Below are 25,519 nucleotides of genomic sequence, written 5' to 3' on the forward strand. Positions count from 1 at the left end.
ACTAAGTACCTCCCACAATGGATTCTGTCTGTTCGGTTTGTGCTAACAGCTCTATGATTTCATCGCTAGTTTTGCAAACTAAAATTTCACTGACTAACTGCTTGCATTTCTTAGCATCACTGCTTAATAAACGGTGTTTGACTTGCAAAATAGTTTGCACAGATATGCTCAGTTCTTCAATGCCGAGTCCTAACCAAATAGGAAGCGCGCGGACGTCTCCCGCCATTTCTCCGCAGACGCCAACAGGAATGCCAACACTTTTGCCAGCATCAATCACATGTTTAAGAAGTCTGATAACAGCCGGATGATAAGGATTATATAAGTGCGCAATATTTTCGTTCATCCTGTCTACAGCAAGCACATATTGAACAAGATCGTTAGTGCCGATACTCATAAAATTTACTTCACTGGCAAGGACGTCTGCAATAAGAGCAGCTGCAGGTACTTCAATGGTTAATCCTACTTCAATTTGGGCATTGTAAGGAATCCCTTGGGCACTGAGTTCGGCTTTCGCCTTCTCTAAAAGGGCTTTGGCTTGACGCACTTCACCCAGCGAAGTGACCATTGGATACATGATTTTCACGTTCCCATAATGACTTGCTCGAAGAATTGCTTTTAACTGTGTCATAAAAAGATCTTTGCGATCCAGTGAGATCCGAATGGCCCTATATCCAAGGAACGGATTATCTTCTTTGGCAAGCGGCATGTAATCCAACTTTTTGTCTCCGCCAATATCCAAGGTTCGGATGACAATAGGACGACCTTTTAATTGTTTGGCAGCGTGACGATAGACTTCGAACTGTTCATCCTCGCCAGGCAATGAATCGCGGTCCATATATAGATACTCCGTCCGGAACAAACCGACCCCAGAAGCGCCGTTACGTAGAACTTGATCGATCTCCATAACTGAGTTGATGTTGGCATGCAGATTCACATAGCTATTGTCCACAGTGACAGGCGCAACATCTGCGATTTCCTGCAAACTCTCTTTGAATTCCAGCCAATTCTTTTTGCGAGCTTGGTAGCGCTCAATCGTGATTTTATCCGGATTGATATACAAGGTGCCCTCTTGGCCGTCAATAATCAAGAAATCACCGTTTTGAATCGGACGCAGAAGCTTCCCTTCCAGGCCTAAAACATAAGGAACCGACATGGCTCTGGCCATGATCGATACATGCGAATGCGTGCCTCCCAGAATGGTTAGAAGCCCTAGCACTTTAGTCGGATCCAGATGAGCCAATTGCGAAGGTGTAAGCTCTTTGGCGACCAAAATATACGGATGATCGATAGGCGGAACGGTTGAACTGGTATCCCCGAGCAAATGCTTCAGAAGCCGGTTGCCCACATCTTTAATATCAAGCGCGCGTTCCTTCATATACTCATCGTCGATCATATTGAACATACCGACGAATTTATCGATTACTTCTTTCACCGCAACTTCCGCGGCTTTGTACTGAAGCTCAATGATCCCCTGAATTTCATTCATAAAAATGGGATCTTCCAAAATCGCCAAGTGAGCATCAAAAATGTACGCCTGATCTTGCCCCACAACTTCCTTAATTTCCTGCTTGATTAACTCTAATTCATCTTTAGAAGAGCGGATGCCGTCATACAACCGCTCAAATTCATAAGCCAAATCTGTCACATCGATCATTTTCTCAGGAAAATCCCACTCCCACGTAGGAATGACAAAAGCCTGACCCATTGCTATGCCTGAAGACGCGCCTATCCCTCTGATCATCCGTTCATCCCCCCCGTAGATTTAGTAGGCTTTAAGACGACGGACATCACAGAACCTTGGCCTTTTTTAACAGATTTGAACGGAGCAAAGCTCCAAGACTTAACAAGATCCGGATTTGTAATAATCATCGGTGTCGCCAAAGATGAAGCAAACTTTTTAACTTTATTATAATTAAATTTAACTAACAGCTGGCCCGCTTCTACACGATCGCCTTCTTTTACCACGGCATTAAAGCATTTGCCCGGCAAACTTGATGTATCGATACCAATGTGCAGCAGGACCTCTAGTCCTTCATCCGTCAAAATGCCCAGGGCATGCATGGTCGGATAAATATGCATAATGGTACCTGCAACAGGCGAGACCAGCTCTCCTTTTTCAGGAATAAACGCAACCCCGTTGCCCACCAATCGCGAGGCAAAAATGCGGTCGGGCACTTCCTCAATAGGAATCATGCGCCCTTGCATCGGCGAAGTAAACAGCACCACATGAATATCTTTGCGCAGTACTTTCATAATCTCTTCACGAATTAGCTCTGAGAATGTCCCGAACACGACCTGAACATTGCCTCCTCCAAGACGGATGACGCCTGCAGCTCCTAAATGTCGTAATGCCGTGATGTCAATCAATCGATCATTAACAAGCGTAAGGCGCAATCTGGTAATGCAGGCTTCAATCTTCTTAATATTGTCTTTCCCACCCAAGGCTTGCAAAATTAAAGGTGAGCGATACGGAATATCGCCAGCCCATTCTTCGAGTGAAGAACCTTCTTCCCTGCCTGGCGTCGGTATCTGGAACCGTCTGATCGCCCAGCGAAACATGAAGTAATACACCAGTCCATACACGATTCCAATCGGGATTAGCAGCAGACCGTTATGCGATAAATGCAAATTAATAACGTAGTCTATAGCACCTGCCGAGTAGGAAAAACCATGTTGAATATGCAGCTCATAGGCCAACCACATGGCTACACCTGATAAAATAGCGTGAATAATGAACAAATAAGGTGCAACAAACAGGAAAGCAAACTCAATCGGCTCCGTGACACCTGTCAAAAAAGAGGCTAACGCCGCTGTCAGAAATGTCGCCTTGATCTTCGGCTTCAAATCCTCACGCGCTTCCCCGATGATGGCAAATGCAATGGCAGGAAGCGCAAACATCATGATGGGATATAGACCGGCCATGTACATCCCAGCCGTAGGATCACCGGCGAAAAAACGTGGTAAATCCCCGTAAGCCATCTGCCCTGATGGTGTTTTGTAAGCTCCCACTTGAAACCAAAAAAAGTTATTCAAAATATGGTGCAGACCTGACGGCACTAACAATCGATGCGCAATACCGTAAACAAATGCACCAAACCCGCCAAGGCCGAGTAGCCAATTCGAAAGCTTACCCATTACATCTTCCAAAAACGGTCCTATCACAATCATGATATAGGACACAATGAGCGTGCACATCCCCATGATGAGCGGCACCATGCGGGGGCCACCGAAAAATTGTATGTATTCAGGCAGCTTGATCTCTTTGCAGCGATGATAAATAATGGCTGCAAGCAAACCGATTAAGATCCCGCCCGGTACACCCAATTGAAAATGGGACCCAAGTGAATGTTCGATGAGCCTCGTAAACATAAAATAGCCCAGCATGGCAGACAGTCCGGCGATTCCGGCACTTTCCGTAAGACCGAGCGCCACGCCAACAGCGAATATGATGGGTATATAGTCAAAGACCGTATTCCCTGCTAACAGCAGCATATCCCCAAAGCCGGATGCGTGAATCCCATCCCAAGGTAGATTCCCCAGACTAAGCAGCACAGCAGCAATAGGAAGCGCAATGGTGGGCAGCATTAATGAGCGGCCAAGCTGTTGTAAGTTCCCCATCCAATTCAAACGTATGCTACCTCCTAAAAGTTTTGCTATAACAAAACCAACATCGTAAGCCAAAGCCTAGTGTTCTTGAAAAAACTTACATGGTAAGCATAAGCCTCTCTTATCAAATCGTATAGCTTGTTTGCCAGTTTGTCAAAACAAAATAAGCAGGTCGAGGATCGACCCGCTTATACATGTTGGAAAGCATACGGTAATTAGTACGAAGAGTTATTTCCGTATTGCTGCCCCATGCTCGTACTGCTGATACTTTGGATATACGGTTGTGTGTTTTGCTGTTGGTAGCTTTGATATCCTGCTTGTCCTTGCGGCCCTTGTTGCCCTTGTTGTTGATATCCTTGTTGCGTACTTTGTTGAAAGGCATAGCTTGGTTGGTAGGAGTAGGATTGCGCAGAAGGATTAGATGAGTCACTACGCAAATAAACATCGTGACCTGGCTGGTTTCCGCGGTAATTAGCCGTATGGTAAGCATTAGGCGAAACATATGTTTGCGCAGTTGGCTGTTGATTCATTTGTGAGGAGCTCGTGTAGTGGCTCGTAATCGATGGCTGGCTGTAGGAATAGGTAGCCGGTTGAGTTTGATTAGAAGTAATGGTATTGCTTTGGTTATTCATCCCGTTGTAGGTAGAATATGCGCTTTGGAAGCTTGATGGTTGGTAATGCGATGACACGGAAGAATCGCTGCGCGAATAATTGTCATTGCCCGTCTGGTTCCCCCGGTAATTCGCCATATGAAAAGACTCCGTAGCAGCAAAGCCTTGATTATAGCCCTGATTCTGATTGCTGCCTTGATTATAGCCTTGACTAAAGCTTTGATTAGTACTGCTTGATACCGGTTGCGTGTAAAAGGACTGGACATAACCTACAGGTTGATACTGCTTTTGGTAACCTTGATATTGGGAGGTGTTGCTCTGATAACCTTGCGACGCTTGGTTATTGTGGGACGCTTGCATACCTTGGGAAGAGTTTCCGAACGATGAGGTACCGTTGTTGTTGAAGTTGTTGTACATGTGTGTAAATCCTCCTACATACTTCTATTTTTTGGGCACCTTTTGGGAGCCTCTTTTATTCTCTCCGCTACTCCGTTTTTTATTTATTTTATTTTAATATCCATGCAAAGTGGTTCAAATGAGAAAACATACTTTCTATACATGTAAGTTGACTAATAGGAAATAAATATGCCATAATTTCTTAGTACCCCATACACTCTACAAGGAGGAATACGGACATGGCCTATGACATTATTATTATTGGAGCAGGACCTGCTGGAGCAAGTGCAGCCTTATTCTCAGCCAAAGCTGGCAAATCAACGCTCGTTATCGACAATGATCAAAGCGTGACAAAACGTGCGTGGATTGAAAATCATTATGGTGTAGATGGCATTACCGGTCCTGATTTAGTAGAAATCGGGAAAAAACAAGCCGCTAAATTCGGTGCTGAATTCGTGCAAGGCAAAGCTACGCAGTTGAATCAGGCTGGCGACGGCTTTCAAGTAACGACAGAAAATGGTACATATGAAGGTAAGTATGTCATTCTTGCCACAGGTTTATCCGTTGACCTCGCAGAAGCTTCCGGCATTCAGACGAAACCAGGTACTGAGCCTCGTATCAAAACGGTTGTCGATGCGGATGCACAAGGTAACACCAGCCTCAAAGGTGTCTGGGCAGCAGGCACAATCGCCGGTGTTTCCATGCACACCATTGTCACTTCCGGGGATGGCGCCAAAGTGGCCATTAACGTGATCAGTGAGTTGAATGGCGCACGTTATGTCGATCACGATGTATTAAAAGCTTAGGCTTTATCGTAAATAAAACCGCTTCTCTCTCACCATAAGGGTCTGAGAAAAGCGGTTTTTTGAGTTATCCCTTAGTTGTTCCGCGGATTGAGAATTGCGTCCTCAACTTTAATGCAGCGGTCCATAATGACTTCTAAGCCACCCTCAATTGCGATGCGGGCTGCTTCTTCATTCACGATTTCAAGCTGAAGCCAGAACACTTTGGCTTTGATTTTGACAGCTTCCTCCGCAACGGGGACGACTTGATCCGCCCGGCGGAAAACATTGACGATATCAACTGGCTCCGGAATGTCGGATAACGAAGCATAACACTTTTCACCCAAAATTTCCGTTGCATTCGGATTTACGGGAATAATCCGGTATCCTCTGCTCTGCATGGCTGCAGCTACCATATAAGATGTGCGATCAGGCTTGTCGGATAGACCTACGACGGCAATATTGCCTGCATTCGCAAGAATTTCCTTAATGTGCTCTCTGGACGGATTTTCAAAAGTCATGCGTAGTACCTCCTATTTTTTCAAGTAAGTGAGGCCTTGCTTCCCCATAGCGGTCCAACTTTCAATAAACTGAGCTTTGTTTACTTGCAGCTGTTTTTTACCGCTTAGCGGGTCATTCAAGTATACATTATTCTCATCGAATCCGACCAATAATACAGCGTGCTCCGCATAAGTTGTTTGAATCGGGCCAAGCGGCGTGTCCCATGTCACCCATTTGTATGGCAAATTATAATCAATTGTCGTCCATGTAATGACCGGATAACCATTTGCCACTTGCTGTTCAAATAGCTCAAAGGACTCACCCGTAATATCGATCGCTTCGGGAATGTAGGACTTTAGCTGTGGAAAAAGACCGGCATGGTAAATGCCGAAGCCCCTTTGCTTTCGTGTAACATCACCTACAAAGCCTATGTTCGGATTTCCCCAATAAGCAGGTGAACCATCCGCATTTAGCTTGATAGGTGTATTATCTTTGGGCATTTCGGCCGCAAGTTCCATCTTACCTTTGGTAATTCCATAATAATGCAGAAGCATCGTTAAACTCGTTATTTCACAACCTGCAGGCAGTTCAGGCAGTTGAGAAAAAACAGGCGCATCAATCATTGCTGATTTTTTTGTCTGGATTGTCGGTTGTGGCGAAGAAACCTCCGCTGCTTGAACTGGCTCGCCCGGCTTAACTGTGGCCACTACAGGATTGGCCGCAAATAATGCCGGCTCTTTCCCGGTAGCTTTGGCATATAGCAGTACAGCAAAAACACTGCTGGCAAACACAAGTCCTGCAACGAGGAAAAATCCAAACGTCACCTTTAACCCCTGCCAAATAATCCTCATGCTGACTCACCCGATCCTTGTTTTTGGAATGAAGTTACTCCTTCACAAGTTCAACCTGAGCACCGATAGAACGCAAATGATCAAAATATTGCGGATACGATTTGGCCACGTGATGAGCATCACGAATAGTCAAACCTTTCTCGGAACGAAGACCAACGACAGTTAAAGCCATAATGACACGATGATCGAAGTGAGCGTTGATCTCGACACCGCCAGTAACTCCTTCCGGCTTGCCGTGGACGATAATTTCACTTTGACGTTCTTCCACATCAGCGCCTGCTTTGCGCAGCTCGTTCAAGTAATCGGTGATTCGGTCGCACTCTTTGTAACGCAAGTTTTCAACATTGTAGAAACGAGATGTACCTTCTGCAAAAACAGCAGCCGCAACCATAGCTAGAACAGCATCTGTAAAGTGATCTCCATCAAACTCCCCAGCGATCAGCTTTTGGTTGCCGCGAACATGTACAACTCCGTTGTCATGCGTTAAATTAACACCCATTGCACGTAAAACATCGACACAAGCTTTCTCGCCTTGCTTGCTGTTTTCTTCCAAACGAAGAACTCGTACGTCCGAGTTCGTCACTGCCGCTGCTGCCAGAATGGCCGCAGAACCTGGATAATCGCCTTGAATTACATACTCTTTGGCTTGGTACGATTGTCTGCCCGGAATCCGGTAGTGCATCAAGTCTTCGCTCGCATGAACGACAATGCCTGCTTGCTCAAGCACTTCGAGCGTTTGGCCCACAATAATTTTGGATTTCAAATCATGAAGCACTTCAATCTCGCTATCTTCTTCAAGCAGAGGTGTCATGAATAAGAGAGAGCTAAGGAACTGCGAGCTAACGTTTCCGGAAACCGTAAGTTTACCGCCGCGGGGTTTGCCCCCTTTAATTGTTATCGGCAAACGTCCGTTAGAATGTTGTACTTCCACGCCCATTTGCTGCAAAGTTTCGATTAAATCGTCATGAGGACGCTTACCCAGGGATTCAGGATACGTGTTAACGAACGTCACGTCCGGGCAAAATGCTGCTGTAGACATTAAGAACCGCAGAACAGCACCGGCATTTCCTACGTTTAACTCAGACACATGTTTAGGGTTCTTTCCGAAACCTGTAATGACAATTTTCTCATCATCTTCTTCAATGACAGCGCCTAAATCTTGTACACAACGTCGCATCGCATCACTGTCTTCACTATGTGCCGGGTAATAGATCGTGCTTGTCCCATTCGCTAGTGCTCCGATTAGCAAATAACGAGTTGTGTAGTTTTTGGAGGAAAGCGCGTTAATTTCTCCTTGTAGATTTGCAGTAGGTTTCACAATGGCTTTCATGTGGTTAATATCTCCTTCGCATGTGTTTATATGTAATATCCGATGAATGTTAATAGAATTCCACCGGTATAACTGTAGTGAAAGCTCTCATAAAACCGTTGCCAATCAATAGTTTCCAATTGTCGACCCCATGGCATCTTAACAGAATTCCCAGTAAAAAACAGCCCGAAAGATTTATTGTCAGTGTACCATACGGAATAGAACTTGGGAACCTTCTCGACATGTACGTGGTGCTGCACGAGGTTTGACATCTTGCCTTAATGTTTCTATCATTACTTGTGATGGGGCTTTTACCCCACATTTTAAAACAAGGAGGTCCTACGATGGATACGATTTTACCATCCGCCGTCAGAGATAGATTAAACCGTGGCGAAAAGTTGGCAATCATCGACGTTCGAGAAGACGAAGAAGTGGCTGAAGGCATGATTGCAGGTGCCATCCATATTCCGCTAGGCCAATTGCCGGAGCGACTAAGCGAGATCCCGCAGGCGGACGAAGTGATTCTTGTTTGCCGCAGCGGCAATCGCAGCGGGAGAGCGCTTGGCTTTTTGGAAGCGCAAGGCTATAAAGGCCTTAAAAACATGACAGGCGGTATGTTGGAGTGGGAGGACTAAGCTTAAAGCTTGTCCCTCCTCTCTTAAAGATTCGCTTGCTGAATAATCAAATCAACGATTTGGTCTGTCGTTAGTTCCGTCGTGTCGATTACGGTATGTGCGAAATCATAAGCAGACTTTCTCTGCTCAAGCAGTGTATGAACGCGCTCTTCCAAGTTCCCCTGCAATAGCGGACGATTTATATCCGCGCTCACGCGATGAATGATTGTCTCTGGTGAAGCTTTCAGCGCCACGACAAAGCCGTTACGAAGCATACACGCTCTATTCTCCTCTGCTAACACAGCGCCCCCGCCTGTTGCCACAATTTGCCCTCTTTGAGCTAATAAACTTTCTAGAGTCTTGCTCTCTAATGAGCGAAAATGCGCTTCCCCATGTTGACGAAACAAATCTGCAATACTCGTCTGCAGCTCGTCTTCAAGTACAGCATCCGAGTCTTGAAATTTCCATCCCAGACGCTCAGCGAGCTTCTTCCCGACGGTTGATTTGCCTGTCCCCATGAAACCTACAAGTACAAGATTGCTTGTTGTCACGTTAATCCCCTTTTCTCATATGCTGTTCATACAAACTTTCCCAACATCATACCATAGCCGCATAGTCATGAATACAATCCATTTGAAAAACATATAGTAGTGTGAATAAATTCCAACACAAACAGTTAAGATTTTAAGAGAAACCTAATGCCGACAAGGAGAGATGAAGTTTTGAACCCAATTGTTGCCTATTCCAACCACACGCAAGGCAAACTGGAGCAAATCTTACACCCGAGCTATGTTTTGTGCAAAGAGGATGTTGTTTGGATTTTGGAGTTTATTAAGAAAAAAGTGGCTGAAGAAGACCCGCGTATGCAAGGTCTTGCTCAACCACGATTGTTAAAAAATTTCCGTTATTTTGCCGAAGTCTCCTTGATGCTCATTCACAGACGGAACGGCTTCGATCAAGAAGCCGATCGTTTGAAAATGTGGCTGCGCGAAGCGGCTTACGGTTTACAGGGAGAGGCATAGCGCCCCTGCCCTCTTAGTTTTCCATCCAGTTGAAGTGGAAGGAACCTTCTTTGTCCACACGTTGGAACGTGTGAGCGCCGAAGTAGTCACGCTGCGCTTGCAGCAGGTTAGCCGGCAGTCTTTCTGTACGGTAGCTGTCGTAGTAAGCAAGTGCCGATGCGAAAGAAGGAACCGCGATACCGCGAGTTACAGCTTCTGCAACAACTTGTCTCCACGATTGTTGATAGTTCTCAACCACATCTGTGAAGTAAGAATCAAGCAGCAGGTTCTTCAGTTCCGGATTGCGATCGTACGCATCCTTGATATTTTGAAGGAATCTAGCGCGAATAATGCAGCCGCCGCGGAAAATCATCGCGATGTTGCCGTATTTCAGATCCCATTTGTATTCATCGGAAGCCGCTCTCATTTGAGCAAAGCCTTGCGCATAAGAGCAAATTTTACTTGCATACAGCGCTTGACGCACAGCTTCAATAAATGCTTTACGATCACCTGTGAAGGCTGGAGCATCAGGTCCTTTGAGCACTTTGCTAGCCGCTACGCGTTCTTCCTTCATCGCAGAGATGAAACGGGAGAATACGGATTCCGTAATGATGGAAAGCGGTACGCCAAGGTCCAGAGCACTCTGACTGGTCCATTTTCCTGTTCCTTTTTGACCAGCGGAATCGAGGATAACGTCAACCATTGGTTTGCCGGTTTCAGGGTCGTATTTCGTGAAGATATCACGTGTAATTTCGATCAGGTAGCTGTCAAGCTCGCCGTTGTTCCACTCTGTGAAGATCTCATGAAGTTCTTCTGTGCTTACATTCAGAACATCTTTCAAGAGTTGGTAAGCTTCGCAGATCAACTGCATGTCGCCATACTCGATCCCGTTGTGCACCATTTTTACATAGTGACCGGCACCGTCTGGTCCGATATACGTACAGCAAGCGTCTTCGCCAACTTTAGCAGAGATGGCTGTAAGAATAGGCTCAACCAATTTATACGCGGATTCTTGACCGCCTGGCATAATCGATGGGCCTTTAAGCGCGCCTTCTTCGCCGCCGGAAACACCAGTACCAACAAAACGAATACCATGTGCTTCAAGTTCTTTGTTACGGCGTTGCGTATCTGGGAAGAACGCGTTGCCTCCGTCGATCAGGATATCACCTTTTTCAAGGTGCGGTAGCAATTGGTTGATCGTATCGTCAGTTGGACCGCCTGCTTTGACCATGATCAAAATTTTGCGCGGAACTTCCAAAGATTGCACGAATTCTTCTACAGTGTATGTACCAACTAGTTGTTTGCCAGCTGCTTCTTCAAGAAGCTCTTTTGTTTTTTCGGCAGAACGGTTAAATACGGATACAGTGAAACCTCTGCTCTCGATGTTTAACGCTAAGTTTTTCCCCATTACCGCTAATCCAACTACACCAATTTGTTGTTTAGACACGTCTCTCATACACCCTTCCGATATATAAATATTTAAATCGTCATCGCGCCAAAACCGCCATCCACTCTTAAAACAGAGCCTGTAACAAAGCTCGAAGCTTGTTCAGAAGCAAGGAACACAGCAGCACCCTGTAGCTCAGATGCCTCACCGAATCGGTTCATTGGCGTATGACGCATAATGGACTCGATACGCTCAGGCGACAAAATCTTACGATTCTGCTCAGCTGGGAAAAAACCAGGAATGATCGCATTCACACGCACACGGCTTGGAGCGAATTCACGCGCCATGTTCTGCGTGATATTATTAACAGCTGCTTTAGAAGCGGAGTAAGTGAATACACGTGATAGAGGCGGATCAGACGATACAGACGAAATATTGATAATGCTTCCGCCTTCGCCACGATCAATCATATATTTCCCAAACACCTGGCAAGCTAGCACGACGCTTTTCAAATTTACCTCCATAATAGAATCCCATTCTTCCATGGAAATGTCAAAGAAAGGCGTAGCACTATTTTTCCCTGGACAGTTCATTAAAATGTCTGCACGGCCAGACCAAGCGATTACTTCCTTGAGCACAAGCTCCAAATCTTCACGTTTCGTTGCATCCGCTTGGAAAGTTTGGGCTTCGCCGCCAATCGCTTCGATCTCCTGGCGAACTTGATCGCTTTTCTCTTGGTTGCGTCCAACAATCGCTACTTTCGCGCCATGACCGGCTAATGCAATCGCCATGGAACCTCCAAGTGTACTGTTACCGCCGATAATTACTGCTGTTTTCCCTGTAAGATCGAATAAATTCATTTGTCTTCATCCCCTCTAGCATTTTGCTTGCTTAAGCTATTTATGATTGAGGGCTCCGAAGGTGCTGTCCTTGAAAGGCGGTTATCGCGTCGAATTGATCTTTTAACTGATGATATACGCTTGTATAAATAGATGTCAATTGTTGATATACGCGATAATTGCTTTCATTCACCTCATGAGCCGTTCCAACCTGAATCCAATTGTGTGCATGAGCCAAATCATCAATCTCGCCCATCGCCAGTAAACCAAGCAGCGCTGCCCCGATACCAGAGCTTTCGATGGAATCCGGCACCGTAACGGACGTACCCAACATGTCCGTCATCATCTGACGCCAAAATTCGGATCTGGCGAAACCGCCTGAAGCTCGAATGACTGCCGCTGGCCCCATAATCCGCTCAAGCGACGTTGCGACAGCTTGAATGGAAAACATGACGCCTTCCAGAGCCGCGCGAATCATATGCTTCTTCTCATGGCTTAGAGAAAGCCCGAAATATACTCCGCGAGCATTCGCATTCCAGTACGGAGCGCGTTCTCCTGAAAGCAGCGGCAGGAACAACAGCCCGTCAGAGCCCGCTTTCACTTGAGAGGCCAACTCCGTCAAATAATCATACGGATCGATCCCTTGCCGGCGAGCCTCCTCGGCCTCCGCGGTAGCGATCTGATCTCGTACCCAGCGGAAAACAATACCGCCATTGTTGATAGGTCCGCCAACGACCCAGAACTTCTCTGTTAGCGCATAGCAGAACAGTTTGCCTTCCGGGTCCGTTTGCGGCTTGGTCACTACGCTGCGCACCGCGCCGCTGGTTCCTATGGTGACAGCGACAACGCCCGGCTCAAAAGCGCCAACACCTAGGTTGGCCAACACGCCGTCGGAAGCTCCGACAATAAACGGCGTATCCTGGGACAATCCCATCGCAGAAGCATATTCAGCACTAAGGCCCTCTACACGATACGTTGTAGGAACTAGCTCGGAGAGCTGGTCTGGCGTAACGCCAGCTTGTCCCAGGGCTTCTACGTCCCAATCCAAGTTCTCTAGATTGAATAAGCCTGTTGCGCTGGCAAGAGAATGATCAATCACATAACGGCCAAAAAGTTTCGCAAAGACATATTCTTTGATACCAATGAACTTGTATGTCTCTTTCATGAGCCCAGGTTCATTATCTCGGAACCACATCAGCTTGAGCAGTGGAGACATCGGATGGATCGGTGTGCCTGTTCGCGAATAAATCTGCTGCCCCAACCCGCTGCGCTTCAATTCAGCCGCATACATCGCGCTGCGATTGTCCGCCCATGTGATGCAAGCGGTCAGCGGCTTCGTGTTTTGATCAACCGCAATCAGACTATGCATAGCTGAACTGAAGGAGACGCAAAGCACTTGCTCAGGCTTGACGCCCACCTTCCGAACAACTTCGCCGATCCCTTGCACGACTGCATCAAAAATTTGGTCTGGATCTTGCTCAGCGCGATCAGCCGTCGGCGTGAAAAGGGGATATTCAATGGAGTGTGACCCCAGAACTTTCCCCTCGCGTGAAATAACGAGCGTTTTCGTACTTGTCGTACCAATATCAGCCGCTATGATGTAGGGCTTGAGGGTACTTAATTGGTCACTCATTTGCTAATATTCCCCTCTGCGTTGAATGAAAGATCATAAGGCTCAGTTAAAATCTCAATATCGGGATGCACGCGCGCTGCATCGAGCAAATTCACGGAGATTTCAATTTCGCCAAGGTGAAGCGTATCTTGAATCCGAACCAGCTTACACTTCGTGTAGTCCAGGATGTTGCAAGTTTTCACAGCCGCTTTGATGGCATAGAAATCATTCTCCAGTGTTGTTGCGATCTTCGTTGGGGCACATACCGTGGATGTCAGTCCGTTAGCATACGTGAACTCCAGGTTTGTTTTATCCACTAAGCGCTGAGTCGTAAAATCAGCCGTTCCTACCCCATTTGCATTGCCTTTTGTTTCTGGCGTCAAATCCAAAACAACCATTTTGGCAACGTCTGGGCCACCGTGGGCATAAGGCGTCGGGTAACGGCCGGTTACGTTCGGATCCATGCCGTCGCCGCTAATATTTTTACCGATATAATCAATGACCAACACGTCAATCTCATCGAACAAAATCTTAGGAAGCCGCGCCTTCGCTTCAATCAACAGCTGCTCTTCGCGCTCTTCAATCTCGGCTGCAGGAAGCACTTCTACACGACAAGTCTCATCATAGGCATTCTCGACGAGGGCTACACCGAACACGATGGGCAGCTTCTGGATCATCAGGTTCGCCATGGCCGGCACATTCTCCGCCATATACTTAAAGCCAAGCTGATGGCAAGCTTCAGCGCCTTTTTGCTTCCCTAGCCCGATCGCGATCATCTTCATGATGCCGCTCTCAATGCGTCCGCGGAACGCCGTATGCGGCTTCACGCGATTAATGACAACGATAGCATCCGCTTCTGAAGCAATGCGATCCACATAAACCGGTAGACCGTTGGGAAGCTCGTCAATTTTCACAACTTCCATAGAGGAACGAATCGGAGCGCCCATTGTCGCTTCCGTGATCCCAAAGTGAAGGAGCACTTCCGTTTGTCCTTCTGCCGTTGCGCCGCCATGGCTGCCCATGCAAGGCACGATGAACGGGAACGCACCTTTGGCTTTAATGGCATCAATTGTCGTTTTGGTAAATCCAGCGATGTTTGCAATCCCTCTGCTTCCTACGGCGACAGCAACTTGCTGACCTGGAAGAATGGTCTCCATAACACCGCTGCTTGCAAGCTTATCCGCAAGCTCCTGCTCTGGATTTTCCAGAATCGTACGATCGAACTTCTGACGAATCTTAACCACTTGCGGGATCGGAATATCATTTAACAGCTCTCTTAATATGCTCATCGATTATTCCCTCTTTCTTTATGTTGACAGCTTCTTTACGGACTCCCGCACGACGAGCTCTGTCTTCAAAAGCACCTGCTCCGTTTCGTGCTGCTTATTTTCAATATTCCCAAGGAGCCGTACAGCGCCTTCTTTACTAATTTGTTCAATCGGTCTGCGAACGGTTGTTAAGGCGGGCGTTACATATGCTGCAAACACCGTATCATCGAATCCAACAACGGAAATGTCCGTCGGCACCTGCATGCCGGCTTCCGATATCGCTTTCATTGCACCAAGCGCCATCTCATCATTGCAGCTAAATACGGCGGTAGGCCGCTCTTCCAAGGCAAGAAATTGCTGCATAGCCTTATGACCGCTTTCGAGATCATACAAGCCGGGAATTCTGTAAATCGGCGGTACGCTAATGCCATAATGCTTCATGGCACGTTCGAAGCCGTCCTTCCGATTTTGGGCGGATTTAAACCCTTTGCGACCCTCAATCAACGCAATGCGCTTGTGGCCTTGCTCAACCAAGTAGGAGCAGGCCAGGAAAGCGCCCTGCTCTTCGTCAGACAGAATATTCAACACTCCGGCTGTAGAGACTGGCCGATTGAGAACGACGAGCGGGATGCCTTTACTTGCGATATGTTCAATAATGGCCTGATCGTCATCGCTTTGGGAAACTATGATGATTCCGTCAAAGCTCTTGCGGGTAATGGATTGAAAGCTCGAATAGTCATCAATCCCCTTGACAATCAGTTGGTATCGGTCCTGAATGACCGAGTTGACGCCGCGGATGGCTTCATAGAAGAAACCTGCTGAAGTTCCTTTACTCAGTGTGGTAAAGAACAGCCCCAAATTATACGATCGATCGAGAACTAAGCTCTTAGCACTGTAATTGGGCGTATAATCCAGTTGCTCGGCTATGAGGCGAATACGTTCTTTCGTTTCCTCTTGAATAAGCGGACTGTTATTAAGCGCCCTGGAAACCGTCGTATGGGACACACCCGCAAGCTTGGCAATATCCTTAATCGTTACGCTCATTCCTTCACCTCTATCAGAAGCATATCACATTCATGCACACGTTAACAATAGTCTTTTCAATAAAAAAGCTCCCTTTCTTGGGAGCGGTTTACCCCTAGTTTAAGCAAAAATCCAAGTATATACGCTTCTTCTTTTTCAGAAACCCTAAGAAACACAAAAGAGAGTCCGTATGTATAAATACAGGCTCTCTTTTTATTCAAATCCACTATTCATTCTCACATCTCCAATAAAAGCATTTCTTGACGCATTTCAAGCAATTTGGTTTTACTCTCCATAATCGCTTTGGCATCCCCGGATGCGATCGCATCATGCAAGGTGGCCAGTTCATAATCGAGCTCCATGCGCAAAATAGGGATTCGCTCATCAGTACGCTTGGATCGCAGCGCTTGCATGACTTCTTCTACTGTCACGGCTGGCTCCTTCTGATACAGCACTTTATGTTCGATGCCGCTAATTTCAACCATGCGAATAATTTCCCCGAACATAATATTCTCAATGAGAATTTGCCGATCCTTAAATCTTTTGACTACGGCATGACCTCGTGTGTCTCCAATCAATTTTTCCATCATTTCCGCGAGCTTCTCGTCTTTGAACGAATAATTACCCACGATTTTATACTTTTCACCAATTCGTTCAAACTTCAGCTTAATCAGCTTGCGTCCTGTCCGAATGGAAATGATGAACTGCAGCTCACTTTCGTTCCAATACAGAGAATAACCTTCTTGAATGAGTGCTTTAATGAAGTTCCGGATTAGCCGGCGATCAAATCGTAACTCTAGGTTGCAGTACTCCACTTCATGACTCTTACTCACGGCAATCCCCTCCATAATTGGTGCGTTTGATTTTATTTAAATATTCAGACAACTTATCTTCTTATCCTTATCTTATTATGAATTCTATGTTTTAGCAACTTGGATTATTGACATTTTTTTAAGGAAAAACGTACAAAAAAAGCCGATGCCTGTATGACAGCGGCGCCAGCCTAGCAAAAAATGGAAGGCTGGTTTTGCTATGCAAAGGTACTCGATTTAATGCCATCCCCAGAAAAATCCGTCGCGCTCCCAGGCAGCTCTGCCGCCATGAAGTTTCTTAAATATTTTTTTGACTTCTTTGGAAATCGCTTGATTGCCATTTTCGTTGACATAAATAAAGGATTCTCCATAATGGCGAATAATATAGTCAACGGCTTCTTTCTGATGCAAAATCCCTGCGGATTTCAACTGCTCGAGCATCCATTCTGCAACTTCGTTCGCCGTAACGGCCATTCCCTTTCTCCCCTTCATTGCATTCGTTATGTCGAATTGAACCTTGTCCAATAAGATAAATCCATCGTTCCATTGTAACACATTTTCTTTACATTTATCGATTAATAGGTACAGGAGCACAATCATTCCCATACAAATCCATTCGCCCATTCCTTCCTAGGGAGATCACCATATGCTATCCCTGTAAGACAAACGAACAGAATTAATAAACGAAAGGGTGATTTTGAATGGGTTATGCAGGTGTAGGTGGTTACAATTCTGCCGCAGCAATTTTGGTGCTTTTTATTTTGTTAGTTATTATTTCTAGTGCATTCGTTATCTAATCCACTTCAAATACAAAAGGGCTGACTGGCATTTGGCCAGCAGCCCTTTATATATATTCCCGCTAGCGAGCGGATTAACCTAGATTAACCTACCTCTGCATCCTCAGGTCTCAAAATCACCGTGCCGACACCAAGCAGAATCAGAGCAAATAAGGCCAGCACCCCCATGTGCATCCACATCTGGGACAAAGTTTGCCCCGCAGCCATAAGTTGGATGGCTTCAATCACCCATTTCTGGGGAACGAAATCGGCAATTTTCTGCATCCAATCCGGCATTAGCGAAACGGGCCAAAAACAGCCGCCTAACATGCAAGTGGGCGTAACGATCAAAGAGTTGATCATGCCCATATTAGAGGCATTTTTCACCAAGCCTGCAACTGCGCTGGCAATGCCCATACTTGCTAATAAGAAAAATTCCAACATGACAAATTGCGAGTAGAACGGCAGTCCATAATCATATAGGGCCATATAACGTGTTATGATCAAGATCACAAGCACCTGCAAGGTTCCTACAAAAAAGCTGCCGATAAAATTGCCTAGCATAATTTCTACGGAGCGAACCGGAGCCGTGAAGGTTCTTGCCATGGTCCGCATTCTCCGGTCCTCCATAATGACGGAAATCGTGTTATTGATAACCCCCATCATGAACATCAGCATAAAACCAATGACAAGATGCATATTCGGATTTACATACAAGTTCAGATCCGTGACACTCGCCTTAACTTGGTGCTTTTCCAGCTGGATCAATGTTTTTTCCACGGCGTCCTGAAGCGATTTCTCCTGAAGTCCTTGCTTGAGCAGGGCATCAACAGTTCCTTGATAGCCAGTAAGGATGCTATCCAGGGTTATTTTCAACGTAACCGTCGCTTCACTTACACTTAATTGATACATATCTACTTGCGGTGCGGAGCCCTTTAACAACGTTTCACTGAATCCTTCCGGGATGACGAACGCGCCACCGACAATTTGCTTCGTCACAACCTCCTTCAAGGCCGCATCAGAAACTTGTTCCTTCAGCTTGTAGTCCGGCAGCCCACTCAATTCTTGCACCAAGTGGGCGCCGAGCGGCCCGTGATCCATATTGATATAAGCGATATCAACCCGATGCTCCTGCTGCTGTCCCATCACACCAATGATTAAGGAAACAACACCCGCAGGAATGAGCAGATACATCAGAAAACCTCTTTTTTGTAAAAGCGTGCGACGAAGCATATTATAGGCGATAAACAAACTATTCATGGTATCCCGCCTTTCGGTAAACAATGAAAGAAGCAAACAGTAATCCACCGCTAATGCAGCCCAAGACCAGTAAATGATGAGCTAAAACAGAGGTTTCACTGCCTAACATAATGCGATACATGCTTTGCATCGCCCAGTAATTCAGAGTGAAATTACCAATTTGCCGCAGAAATCCATCCGGTAGAGGTGTAAAGCCTCCGCTTAGAAAAGACATCGTCAGTACAACCATCTGGAAAATCGTTGAGATTCCTTTGGACGATTTCACAATGAGAGTTGTTAATACGGCGAGACTCATAGACGCCACGACAACGAAAAAGCAGATTAGCGCCAACACCCCATACGATTTTCCCCAATCAACATGATAAAACATAACGGTTGTTCCGACGATGACCGCCGCCTGACATATCGCAATAAAGGCATTTCCGAGCACCTTGCCAAGTAAAATCGTAGATTCATGAATCGGCATTGCATTAAGGCGGGAAAGTGTATGTTTATCCTTCTCGCCTTGCAATGTCATTGCTGTAGACAGGCCGGAGTATAACAAAAACATGACCAGCATAGATGCCGCATAATATTGCATGGCAGAATACTGGGAATTATTCGCTGCAAGATTCCCTAGCTTGACGTGGCTAGCTGCGGGGGCAGCAACATGCTCAGACGATCCCTGACTCTGCATGGCAGCTGCTGCTTCAGAACCAGTCGCTATCACGATTGCCTGTCTTTGGTTGACGTTATCCAAGAAGGAACGAAGCACCATTTCGGCTGTCAAATTCTGCTCGTAATCGTTACCGAAAATCATTTCCCATTCGGCTTCCTTCCCCGCCATTACAAGAGCACTGAAATCAGCCGGGATGATCAGCGCAAATTCAGAGGCGCCTGATTTAAGTCTTTTGACAGCTTGGTCGCGTGTCTGAACAGTTGAGGTTTGAATCAAATTCCCGAGGTCGGGCGAGTGCAGAAAGCCTTCGATACTCGATTTCAAGGCACCCGTATCTCCCTGCACAATGTCCACTTTCACTGGCTTGATGGTCCGGTCCTCCACTCTGAAAGCTCCTGAAAGCGCTGACCCTAATATGAAGATGAGCAAGAGCGGCATTACAAACTGAATGGCCATGACATAACGCATGCGAAACATTCGCAAAACTTCATATTTTGCAATAATCCATAGCGACATCGCGCTCTCCCCCTAATCCCGTAAAGTTCTACCGGTCAACGACAGGAATAATGCCTCAAGATCCGGTTCTACCTGCACGAGCGATTGAATTTTGACGTTATGTTTGGATAAAATGAACAAAATGTCTTGCAAATAGGCTTGCGACGAACCGACCAGCAGTTCCAGCGCTTGCTCCTGGGCGTTAACCTGCTTGATTTTGGGATGATCCCGCAGCTCCTTAACCGCATCCTCTGATAAATGTGCTACCTGCAGCACAATCTTGTTATCCTGCGCGACTTTGCCACGAAGCTCCTCTTGTGTGCCGCATGCAATCAGATGTCCGTGATCCATAATGCCGACCCGCGTCGAAATTGCAGCTACTTCTTCCATGTAATGCGATGTGTAAATGATCGTAGAGCCCATACGGTTCAAGGTTTTGACCGACTCCAGAATGTGATTCCGCGATTGGGGATCGATGCCGACGGTCGGCTCATCCATAATAATCAGTTTAGGATGATGCATAATGGCGCAAGCAATATTCAATCTCCTCTTCATTCCCCCTGAAAAAGCGTTCGGCTTATCGTTAGCCCGATCCGATAATCCGACGAATTCAAGAGCTTCTTTCACACGGCTCTGTAAGAGAGGGCCTCTTAAGCCGTAAAGTCTGGCGAAAAACGTAACATTTTCCCTAGCGCTTAAAGTTTCGAAAATGGCAAGTTCCTGCGGAACAAGACCGATAAGTCGTTTAACCTCCAACGGATCCTTGGCAACGGACAGACCGTCTACAAGCATTTCTCCCCCATCTATTTTGAGCAAGCCGCTTAGCATTTTGATCGTCGTGCTTTTTCCGGCTCCATTCGGGCCCAGCAAACCGAAAATTTCACCTTCTTGGATGGATAAATTCAAATGATCAACGGATATTTGATTGCTGTATTTTTTCACAGCATTTTTAATTTGAATAAAACTCATAGGATCCTCTCCCTTTTCTCGACGGCTTGAATTACACTTATTGTACCTCATGGAAATTACATCTACAGGTAGATTAAGTCATTTAACAAGGTGACAAAAGTCATAAGCACGCTATAAAACATGTAGACTCACTTGTCAATTATGCTATAATTTTCCTACACGCTTACAAAGGAAGGGAATCGTTTGTTACCTTTATTGCTTATTACCCGCTACACGCTCATTCTCATTCCAGCGATTGCCTCCATGTATCTCGAAAGCTACGCGTCTAACGGTACGTATGTGTTCTTTATTCTTCTATTCTTCTGGGTCGCTGAGCTGCGAAGAACGATTTTCAAGAGAGCTGTCTGGATGCTTCTGATCGAAATCGCATTCAGCGGATGGCTAAGCTATACGTTTGACGGCTTATTATTCATGATCTTTTACTCCACATTGCTCACTTATCTGCATGCCTTTCATCGTCATCTCCGATTTTCTTTCTTAGGTATTCAATTGATCGCCTTAAATCTGAGTTTACAAGGCCAATCGAGCAATTATTATGTGCTGGCCAATTTCCTCTTTTTTATCCTGGTGCTCCTATTGCTGCATATGAACCGGGTGGAACAAAACAAAGTGGATATCGAACTGCTCTATGATCAGCTGCGGCGGCAGCATTATGAGCTGGATGAGGCACGCATGCAGTTATTGGACTATGCCAGACAGGTTGAAAATATAGCCCAGCTGGATGAACGGAACCGGATTTCCCGGGATATTCACGATGATTTGGGACATCAATTAATTCGTCTCAAAATGATGATGGAAGCCGGCCTGCGGATTTTGCCAACTCAAATGGACAAAGGCATGGAGATGTTAACTTCCGTCAGGGACCAATTGACTGAAAGTATGGAGCTGCTTCGATCAACGGTGCGCAAGCTGAAACCGGATGACGATTCCATGCAGTCGTTCACGCTTAATCGGCTTATTGAAGGATTGACCAAGGACAAAAGTATTGCGATTGAAGTTGATATTCAGGGAATGCCTTATGTCCTGTATCCAAGTCTCGCCTTCATTCTATACCGCAATGCCCAAGAAGCCATCACGAATGCAATTCGCCACGGCGGAGCAACATCCGTTCAAATTCAATTAATCTATGAAACCAAGCAAATCACAATGAGCGTTTCGAATAACGGTCGACTCCCTGCCGCTCAAACCGTGAAAGGTCTTGGAATGACAGGCATGGAAGAGCGCAGCAAGCTCATAGGCGGTCAGCTTTTTGTAGCCATGGACTCCGCTTTTACCGTGACAACGGTCTTGCCCACTTTTCGTTAAACGCACTAATGCAAATGAAGAAAGAAAGGATTGAAACAACGATGATACATGTTCTTATTACTGACGATGATCCGTTTATTCGAGAAAGCTTGCAATTGATTATTGGACTTGACCAAGACATTACGGTTGTCGGTACGTGCAATCATGGCGATGAAGCTTTGGCTTTTATTCAGAGCGGTGTTCAGGTCGATGTAGTCCTTATGGACATTAGAATGCCCATCTGCGATGGCGTGGAAGGCACGTTGAAAATTAAACAAGCATATCCCGCGATTTCCATTCTGATTCTAACAACATTTGACGACGATGAATTTATCGTTCAGGCGCTACGCAATGGGGCTAGCGGTTATTTGCTTAAGAATATTTCTCCGGACCGTATCATTCAAGGAATCAAAACGGTTGAGCAAGGCAATTTGCTTATTCATCCTGACATTGCCAAGAAATTAGCTACCTTCATCAGCCCAGCTCCCGCACCAAGCGCACCTCTGCCTGCCATGCTCCGAGAATACGGGTTAACTGCCAGTGAACAAGCCGTGGTTGAGAAAATATCGGAAGGCTTATCGAACAAAGAAATCGCCCAGGAGCTGTTCCTGAGCGAAGGTACGGTCAAAAATTATATAACTGAAATTCTCAGCAAGCTGAATCTCCGCGATCGCACGCAAATTGCCATCTTCTATTTAAAAAAACAATCCGGAGTCATCAGTTAGTGTAGCTATTTATTTACTTTTACAACCTCGATATTCTCTTTGGAGGAACTCCCCACCACATATTCGGGCTGATTGTTGCTGTTCGTATTATTGCTCTGCGTCAGCCTGAGTGTCGTGCGGAAGTAATGACCGTTCTCGACAAGTAAATAGCTGTATGTATTGAGTTCAGGCAGTGCATCAATAATAATCGGGCTCGACATGTACGGTATCTTATCAATTTCATAATATCGGAAGCTCTCCACATAGTCTTTGAGTGCTTTAATTTTAATAGGGTCATTCTCACCTGTGACAGTAACACCTTCATTATACATATACGATGATTGCGGAGGCTCGCTCCCCCAAACCTTCTTCAATTCATCCTCTCCGACATAGATCTCTTCTGAATATTTCTCCTTCGCTTTGCGCAATCCGACTGTAGGCACACCCATTCGCTCCACATCCTTTAATCGATAGTACGTCATCTCTGTCGTGTTCGTGAGGATCGGATAAGTGGCACCTCGATAATCGAAGTACTGCACATAAGGGTATTGGAACACTATCTCTGTGTAATTGATATTATTCCCCTCTGTGGGTTGTCCGGGATTAATACGCGGGTTAATATAGATCGTTTTGGAACTCTCCTGCCAATTAACGACTGCCCCCAAATAATTTCCCAACTCTTTCACTGGCAAGTAGCTGCTATTGTTATAAATTAACGGCGGGTTCGCAAGCGTCACCTGCTGCCCGTTCACAACGATTTTGAAATCATTTCTTAAATACGCGTCAACACGTTGCAGCACATCTTGCGCATAGACGCCTGCCGTAAAGCATGTTCCCATCAAAGAGCCCAAAAGAGCGATTGCAGACCATTTCTTCATTCTCATATCCGAATTCTCCTGTCTTTAGCCATAGATTATTCCACATATTTCGGCAAACTCCTATATTTTCCTGCTTTTTTAGACAAATTGGGACCTTTTTCCTGCTTGCATTCTACGAAACTCGTAAAACATTGCAGAGCGCACTCATTTAATTTAAAATAATTGAAAAACGCAAGTGAAATGAGGATCCTGACGATGAGCTTTACTGGATTTACACAACATGATTTTGATACATTTGCCATAGAAGGTCTGGATGGACGGATGGAAGCCATTCGCGAGCGCATTCAACCTAAATTTAAAGCGTTAGGCGATTCTTTGGCGCAGGATCTCTCGCTTTTGACCGGAACCGAAATGTTCTTACATATTGCCAAGCATCTAAGACGCAAAATTAACCCGCCTGTGGACACCTGGATGGCGGTCTGCCCAAACAAAAGAGGCTACAAGCAAGTTCCTCATTTCCAGGTCGGCCTGTTTGATGACCGCGTATTTATCTGGCTGGCACTCATTTATGAGCTGCCCAATAAAAGCAACATCGCTACCGCGTATATGAATCAGATCGATCGCATCCAAAAGGAAATTCCCGCCGATTTCGTCCTGTCCTTCGATCATATGAAAAAGGATGTCACACCGCTTGCTGAACTGGACCGCAGCGCTTGGAATGATGCTTTGATCAGATTCCGCGATGTCAAAAAAGTTGAGCTGCTGATCGGGAAAAACCTTCATTTCCAAGATCCTGTGCTGACCAAACCTGACGAACTTGAATCCCTGATTAAAGACACGTTCGAAAAGTTGGTTCCCTTATATCAACTCGCGGTTGACGCGAAATAACTCGAATTTTGGAATTTTTATGTAAAACTAAGGTTATTTTAAACTAAAATTAATCCCTCCTGCACAGACTATGTTCTGTAATTCCTATTATTTGGGAAAGGAGGCGTACACACATGAATCAGCATTATAGAAAAAAGCTTCTGGTGAGCACGATGGCTCTCTCGTTCGTCTTGGGAGCAGCTATGCTCCCTTCACTTTCTGCTTCGGCGCAAGCTCCTTCCGAGAACCAGCAGGAAATCGTCTCTCTGCAGCAAGCTGATGAGAAAGGGCACGGGCGCCATGACCGCAAATGGCCGATTATCGAGGAAGCCGCTCATGTCATTGGCGTTGACAAAGAAGTGCTCGTGAAATCGCTCAAGAGCGGCAAAAGCATCGTGGAGGCAGCCGCTGACAAAGGAATCAGCGAAGCCGACCTAACGGCAAAACTCGAGCAGCTCCGTACCGGGAAGATCGAAGTTGCCGTGAAGGATGGCAAGCTTACTGCCGACCAAGGCGAGCATATGAAGCAAAAACTTGGCGAGCATTTGAAGTTCATCCTCAACGAGAAGAACCTGTTGGACAGCCATGGCAGAAGCAAGTGGCACCGCTTCGGATTGAAGCCCGACACGGAAAAGCTCGCCAAAACGCTCGGACTGAGCAAAGATGAACTGCATGCCCAGCTCCGCTCTGGCAAGTCGCTCGCCGAAATCGCTCAGTCCAAAGGCATTTCCAAGGACAAGCTCGTCGCGTCCATTAAAGATCAGCTCACCCCTTCGATTGAGAAATGGGTTGATCACAAAAAAGACATGAAAGCGAAGGAATAAGTAAATAAGAAAGACTGCTCACTGTCATCTTTGATGGCATTGGAGCAGTCTTATTTATTGTCGGATTCAATTTTTCCGTTGCGCAAAAACGGATTCCAAATCATTCAATTATATAACTCTTTGACGTCCTCCAAGTGCTCTTCTCAGGCCTTTTTGTTTGAATACGATGGTCTTTGTGTCCCAGTGTTCGATCGGGTCCCCATGCCCTGAAATGCGGCGCTGATGCGCTGAGTAATATAGATGCTTCGCGGC

27 protein-coding genes are annotated in these 25,519 nt (G+C 46.0%); 8 read left to right on the forward strand and 19 right to left on the reverse strand.

Annotated elements, in window-relative coordinates; all coding sequences use genetic code 11:
• Position 1: 1 nt before the first annotated feature.
• The 3 genes from ptsP to RQP52_RS10430 all read right to left on the reverse strand — a co-directional run bounded on the left by ptsP (position 2) and on the right by RQP52_RS10430 (position 4,634).
• Complete coding sequence (gene ptsP / locus RQP52_RS10420; protein WP_315951297.1) at positions 2-1,741, reverse strand: phosphoenolpyruvate--protein phosphotransferase; 1,740 nt, start codon at positions 1,739-1,741, stop codon at positions 2-4.
• Positions 1,738-3,627: a glucose PTS transporter subunit IIA gene (locus RQP52_RS10425; protein ID WP_315951299.1), complete on the reverse strand. Its 1,890-nt coding sequence runs from the start codon at positions 3,625-3,627 to the stop codon at positions 1,738-1,740. The genes ptsP and RQP52_RS10425 overlap by 4 nt, the downstream gene beginning before the upstream one ends.
• Positions 3,628-3,821: 194 nt before the next feature.
• Positions 3,822-4,634, reverse strand: coding sequence for a hypothetical protein (locus tag RQP52_RS10430; RefSeq protein WP_315951301.1), 813 nt, complete (start codon positions 4,632-4,634; stop codon positions 3,822-3,824).
• Between the two features lie 218 nt (positions 4,635-4,852).
• On the opposite strand from RQP52_RS10430, the gene RQP52_RS10435 reads away from it, so the two are divergent.
• A complete protein-coding gene (locus tag RQP52_RS10435; RefSeq protein WP_315951302.1) occupies positions 4,853-5,419 on the forward strand; it encodes an FAD-dependent oxidoreductase in 567 nt (188 codons plus the stop codon).
• A 71-nt stretch (positions 5,420-5,490) separates the two neighbouring features.
• On the opposite strand, the gene RQP52_RS10440 is transcribed toward RQP52_RS10435, so the two are convergent.
• Genes RQP52_RS10440 through RQP52_RS36455 form a run of 4 tightly spaced genes read right to left on the reverse strand, consistent with a single transcriptional unit; the run spans position 5,491 to position 8,516 of the window.
• Positions 5,491-5,916 (reverse strand): CoA-binding protein, encoded by a 426-nt coding sequence (locus RQP52_RS10440; protein WP_315951303.1) that lies wholly within the window; start codon positions 5,914-5,916, stop codon positions 5,491-5,493.
• A gap of 12 nt (positions 5,917-5,928) precedes the next feature.
• Entirely contained in the window at positions 5,929-6,747 is an 819-nt protein-coding gene (locus RQP52_RS10445) for a C39 family peptidase (RefSeq protein WP_315951304.1), read from the reverse strand.
• Between the two features lie 34 nt (positions 6,748-6,781).
• Positions 6,782-8,077, reverse strand: a complete 1,296-nt coding sequence (aroA, locus tag RQP52_RS10450; protein ID WP_157321428.1) for a 3-phosphoshikimate 1-carboxyvinyltransferase — start codon at positions 8,075-8,077, stop codon at positions 6,782-6,784.
• 49 nt (positions 8,078-8,126) lie between these two features.
• Positions 8,127-8,516, reverse strand: coding sequence for a fluoride efflux transporter FluC (locus tag RQP52_RS36455; protein WP_394358155.1), 390 nt, complete (start codon positions 8,514-8,516; stop codon positions 8,127-8,129).
• On the opposite strand from RQP52_RS36455, the gene RQP52_RS10455 reads away from it, so the two are divergent.
• The gene (locus RQP52_RS10455; protein WP_315951306.1) at positions 8,401-8,691 is read left to right on the forward strand and encodes a rhodanese-like domain-containing protein; all 291 of its coding nucleotides are present in this window, start codon (positions 8,401-8,403) and stop codon (positions 8,689-8,691) included. The genes RQP52_RS36455 and RQP52_RS10455 overlap by 116 nt on opposite strands.
• Before the next feature lie 23 nt (positions 8,692-8,714).
• Here RQP52_RS10455 and RQP52_RS10460 read toward each other — a convergent pair whose 3' ends face one another.
• On the reverse strand, positions 8,715-9,221 hold the full coding sequence (locus RQP52_RS10460; RefSeq protein ID WP_315951307.1) for a shikimate kinase: 507 nt from the start codon (positions 9,219-9,221) through the stop codon (positions 8,715-8,717).
• A 171-nt stretch (positions 9,222-9,392) separates the two neighbouring features.
• Between RQP52_RS10460 and RQP52_RS10465 the strand changes: the two genes are divergently transcribed.
• Positions 9,393-9,692, forward strand: a complete 300-nt coding sequence (locus tag RQP52_RS10465; RefSeq protein ID WP_157321432.1) for a hypothetical protein — start codon at positions 9,393-9,395, stop codon at positions 9,690-9,692.
• Positions 9,693-9,705: 13 nt separating this feature from the next.
• Here the strand turns inward: RQP52_RS10465 and gndA are convergent, their stop codons facing one another.
• From gndA to RQP52_RS10500, 7 genes are all read right to left on the reverse strand, one after another.
• Positions 9,706-11,118 (reverse strand): NADP-dependent phosphogluconate dehydrogenase, encoded by a 1,413-nt coding sequence (gndA, locus tag RQP52_RS10470; protein ID WP_315951308.1) that lies wholly within the window; start codon positions 11,116-11,118, stop codon positions 9,706-9,708.
• A 32-nt stretch (positions 11,119-11,150) separates the two neighbouring features.
• Entirely contained in the window at positions 11,151-11,918 is a 768-nt protein-coding gene (locus tag RQP52_RS10475; RefSeq protein ID WP_127452123.1) for an SDR family oxidoreductase, read from the reverse strand.
• 40 nt (positions 11,919-11,958) lie between these two features.
• Positions 11,959-13,530, reverse strand: a complete 1,572-nt coding sequence (gene gntK / locus RQP52_RS10480) for a gluconokinase (RefSeq protein ID WP_315951310.1) — start codon at positions 13,528-13,530, stop codon at positions 11,959-11,961.
• Positions 13,527-14,798, reverse strand: a complete 1,272-nt coding sequence (locus tag RQP52_RS10485) for a nickel pincer cofactor-dependent isomerase, group 22 (protein WP_315951311.1) — start codon at positions 14,796-14,798, stop codon at positions 13,527-13,529. Before RQP52_RS10485 ends, gntK begins: the two co-directional genes overlap by 4 nt.
• 18 nt (positions 14,799-14,816) lie before the next feature.
• A complete protein-coding gene (locus RQP52_RS10490) occupies positions 14,817-15,821 on the reverse strand; it encodes a LacI family DNA-binding transcriptional regulator (protein ID WP_315951312.1) in 1,005 nt (334 codons plus the stop codon).
• A 215-nt stretch (positions 15,822-16,036) separates the two neighbouring features.
• Complete coding sequence (locus RQP52_RS10495; RefSeq protein ID WP_127452115.1) at positions 16,037-16,633, reverse strand: hypothetical protein; 597 nt, start codon at positions 16,631-16,633, stop codon at positions 16,037-16,039.
• A gap of 216 nt (positions 16,634-16,849) precedes the next feature.
• On the reverse strand, positions 16,850-17,086 hold the full coding sequence (locus RQP52_RS10500) for a DUF6953 family protein (protein ID WP_127452406.1): 237 nt from the start codon (positions 17,084-17,086) through the stop codon (positions 16,850-16,852).
• Positions 17,087-17,313: 227 nt separating this feature from the next.
• Between RQP52_RS10500 and RQP52_RS10505 the strand changes: the two genes are divergently transcribed.
• A complete protein-coding gene (locus RQP52_RS10505) occupies positions 17,314-17,409 on the forward strand; it encodes a YjcZ family sporulation protein (protein WP_315951313.1) in 96 nt (31 codons plus the stop codon).
• An 84-nt stretch (positions 17,410-17,493) separates the two neighbouring features.
• Here the strand turns inward: RQP52_RS10505 and RQP52_RS10510 are convergent, their stop codons facing one another.
• From RQP52_RS10510 to RQP52_RS10520, 3 genes are read right to left on the reverse strand one after another with little or no spacing between them, the layout of a single operon-like run.
• Positions 17,494-18,648, reverse strand: coding sequence for an ABC transporter permease (locus RQP52_RS10510; protein ID WP_315951314.1), 1,155 nt, complete (start codon positions 18,646-18,648; stop codon positions 17,494-17,496).
• On the reverse strand, positions 18,641-19,822 hold the full coding sequence (locus RQP52_RS10515) for an ABC transporter permease (RefSeq protein WP_315951315.1): 1,182 nt from the start codon (positions 19,820-19,822) through the stop codon (positions 18,641-18,643). The genes RQP52_RS10510 and RQP52_RS10515 overlap by 8 nt, the downstream gene beginning before the upstream one ends.
• A 12-nt stretch (positions 19,823-19,834) precedes the next feature.
• Complete coding sequence (locus RQP52_RS10520; RefSeq protein WP_315951316.1) at positions 19,835-20,770, reverse strand: ABC transporter ATP-binding protein; 936 nt, start codon at positions 20,768-20,770, stop codon at positions 19,835-19,837.
• A 183-nt stretch (positions 20,771-20,953) separates the two neighbouring features.
• Between RQP52_RS10520 and RQP52_RS10525 the strand changes: the two genes are divergently transcribed.
• Entirely contained in the window at positions 20,954-22,075 is a 1,122-nt protein-coding gene (locus tag RQP52_RS10525; protein ID WP_315951317.1) for a sensor histidine kinase, read from the forward strand.
• 41 nt (positions 22,076-22,116) lie between these two features.
• Positions 22,117-22,779, forward strand: coding sequence for a response regulator transcription factor (locus RQP52_RS10530; RefSeq protein WP_315951318.1), 663 nt, complete (start codon positions 22,117-22,119; stop codon positions 22,777-22,779).
• Positions 22,780-22,784: 5 nt separating this feature from the next.
• Here RQP52_RS10530 and RQP52_RS10535 read toward each other — a convergent pair whose 3' ends face one another.
• On the reverse strand, positions 22,785-23,642 hold the full coding sequence (locus RQP52_RS10535; protein WP_315951319.1) for a stalk domain-containing protein: 858 nt from the start codon (positions 23,640-23,642) through the stop codon (positions 22,785-22,787).
• A 189-nt stretch (positions 23,643-23,831) separates the two neighbouring features.
• On the opposite strand from RQP52_RS10535, the gene RQP52_RS10540 reads away from it, so the two are divergent.
• Entirely contained in the window at positions 23,832-24,464 is a 633-nt protein-coding gene (locus RQP52_RS10540; protein ID WP_315951321.1) for a YktB family protein, read from the forward strand.
• A 113-nt stretch (positions 24,465-24,577) separates the two neighbouring features.
• Positions 24,578-25,267: a hypothetical protein gene (locus RQP52_RS10545; protein ID WP_315951322.1), complete on the forward strand. Its 690-nt coding sequence runs from the start codon at positions 24,578-24,580 to the stop codon at positions 25,265-25,267.
• The last annotated feature ends 252 nt before the right edge of the window (positions 25,268-25,519 follow it).

It is taken from the genome of Paenibacillus violae (assembly GCF_032461945.1).
Taxonomy (GTDB): domain Bacteria; phylum Bacillota; class Bacilli; order Paenibacillales; family NBRC-103111; genus Paenibacillus_E; species Paenibacillus_E violae.